This window comes from Mycoplasma wenyonii (genome assembly GCF_003265155.1).
GTDB lineage: Bacteria > Bacillota_I > Bacilli_A > Mycoplasmatales > Mycoplasmoidaceae > Eperythrozoon_A > Eperythrozoon_A wenyonii_C.
The window spans coordinates 1-631 of record NZ_QKVO01000034.1 but is presented as its reverse complement, the minus strand read 5'-3'; the positions used below and the strand labels follow the sequence as shown (position 1 = coordinate 631).

Below are 631 nucleotides of genomic sequence, written 5' to 3'. Positions count from 1 at the left end.
ACCCTCCATTAGTTAAAGACTTAGATGATAGTTCTGGTTGAAAAAATCAATTTCAAAAGAAGTGTGAAGTGAAAGAAAAAAGTAATGGCGAGTCTGTATTAAAGGAATTTTTTATTTCTACTAATCCAGTATCACCTAATTGTTTATTAGTACCTACTCAGGTGAGTCTTACTTTAACTACTGGTAGTGAGACAGCACAAGTACAAGCTGACAACGGGAGTTCAGCGGAGATAAAGCTAGAAGAAATAAAGAAAGGTTCTATAGAGGGAAATATAGATTACAGTTTTGCTGATTATTATGGGAAATTACAGGAGTTCTCTTGACAGAACGGACAAATGGTTCATGGTACAAATGGTCAGCAAACTAATCAAAATCCTGTTTTGATTTCACTTAAACCTACAACAGACAAAAAGTTTGAATTTAAGTTAGAGAGTGCAAGTGATTCTTCTTCTGGAAGTAGTGGACAAAACTCATTGAAATTTAAGGATCTATGAGAGAAATATGAAAAAAGAGATTTACAGTTATGTGATTTTTGAAAGAGCTCTGAGACTACTACTGGCGGGGGGGGCAACAATCAGCTATGCAAGTTGAGTTCCAAAAAGTAGATAAGAAACTGGATTAATAACTAGAC

1 protein-coding gene is annotated in these 631 nt (G+C 34.7%); it reads left to right on the top strand.

Features of this window, described 5'->3' with window-relative positions:
• On the top strand, nt 1–605 hold a 605-nt coding region (locus DNK47_RS03570), incomplete at its 5' end, for a hypothetical protein (RefSeq protein ID WP_181454176.1).
• Nucleotides 606–631: the final 26 nt, after the last annotated feature.